The sequence below is a fragment of the Moorena sp. SIO3E8 genome (genome assembly GCF_010692445.1).
GTDB classification, from domain to species: domain Bacteria; phylum Cyanobacteriota; class Cyanobacteriia; order Cyanobacteriales; family Coleofasciculaceae; genus Moorena; species Moorena bouillonii.
On record NZ_JAAHHM010000352.1, the window covers coordinates 1 to 1,444 of the forward strand.

The window sequence follows — 1,444 nt, forward strand, 5'->3', positions numbered from 1 at the left end:
GTTTCAGACGAGGATTTTTAAGAATTTTGGCATCTGCGATTAAGGGCATGCCTTTACCTACAGGTAGATTTATTCCCGATTTTTCTCCTGCCCCTGGATGAATCTTAAAAACATACCCTTGAAAGCGAGTGACGGGACCCTATTGGGTAGAAGTTACAGTCACAGCTGAGGTTGTACCCCTCTCCTTAGACCTTGCCGAAGCCGTTGTAATTGGGGTCAACGATGCCCTGAACCACTTTTTACATCCCCTGACTGGTGGAGTAGAAGGTCAAGGCTGGCCTTTTGGTCGTCAGCCCCATAAATCAGACCTGTATCGGTTAATCGAATCCGTTCTAGGTGTGAATTATGTTAAATCTCTCTCCATTGACCTAGCCGAGATACCTGAGGAACAAAGCAACCGATTCTTAATCTATTCCGGTGAACATCAGATTAGTCTGGGTCAGGATTTTTGAGGGAACAGGGAACAGGGAACAGGGAACAGGGAATCGGGAATCGGGAATCGGGAATCGGGAATCGGGAACAGGGAACAGGGAACAGGGAACCTTCAACCAACCAACCTTCAACCTTCAACCAACCAACCTTCAACCTTCAACCAACTAACCTTCAACCAACTTTAAACTTTAAACCTTCAACCAACTAACCTTCAACCAACTTTAAACTTTAAACCTTCAACCAACTAACCTTCAACCCACCAACCTTCAACCTTCAAGCCACTAACCTTCAACCTTCAACCCACCAACTTTAAACCTTCAACCAACTAACCTTCAACCCACCAACTTTAAACCGACCAACCTTGGCCTTTGGCCACGCTACGCGAACAACCGACCAACCTTCAACCTTCAACATAATGCCCCTACCACTACCTAACCTAGATGACCGTACTTATGCTGACCTCTTAGAAGAGGCTCGGTCTTTAATACCGAAAGAGTATCCTGATTGGACTGACCACAATCCTACTGACCCTGGCATCATCTTGATTGAGATGTTGGCTTGGTTGACGGAGATGGTGATTTACCGGACTAATCAGATCCCAGATGAAAACCAAAAAATGTTTCTGAAGCTGCTAAATGGTTCCGAGTGGCAGCTGGAAGGGGATTTGGAGACAGCAGTGCAGCAAACCATTGTGGATTTGCGGCAACGCTACCGGGCAGTCAGTAGTGAGGACTTTGAACAACTGGTACTACAAGACTGGCAGGACACACCAACCGCTAAGGCTCTTGGTCCTTTTGGTGTAGTCGCTAGGGCTAAATGCATTTCTCAGCAGAATCTGGCTTTGAGTGAACCAACTGCCAGAGAAGAACCTGCCCCAGGAAACATTAGTGCAGCGCGGCAGAAATACTTGAGCAGCTGCTGATAATGGTAAAATAGAAGGATGAACTGCTTACCTACTCGATGCTCAGCTTACCCTATTGTACTCTTCACAACTTGTGCTATGCCTGACCCC

Annotated in this window: 3 protein-coding genes; 2 read left to right on the plus strand and 1 reads right to left on the minus strand. The window is 46.7% G+C overall.

Going from position 1 to position 1,444, the window contains the following annotated elements:
- Positions 1 to 128 precede the first annotated feature (128 nt).
- Positions 129 to 452, plus strand: coding sequence for a hypothetical protein (locus F6K46_RS39715; RefSeq protein ID WP_293068995.1), 324 nt, complete (start codon positions 129 to 131; stop codon positions 450 to 452).
- Here F6K46_RS39715 and F6K46_RS39720 read toward each other — a convergent pair.
- Positions 430 to 585, minus strand: a complete 156-nt coding sequence (locus F6K46_RS39720; RefSeq protein WP_293068998.1) for a hypothetical protein — start codon at positions 583 to 585, stop codon at positions 430 to 432. The two genes, F6K46_RS39715 and F6K46_RS39720, sit on opposite strands and share 23 nt — an antisense overlap.
- Positions 586 to 793: 208 nt before the next feature.
- Between F6K46_RS39720 and F6K46_RS39725 the strand changes: the two genes are divergently transcribed.
- Complete coding sequence (locus tag F6K46_RS39725; protein WP_293069001.1) at positions 794 to 1,354, plus strand: hypothetical protein; 561 nt, start codon at positions 794 to 796, stop codon at positions 1,352 to 1,354.
- The last annotated feature ends 90 nt before the right edge of the window (positions 1,355 to 1,444 follow it).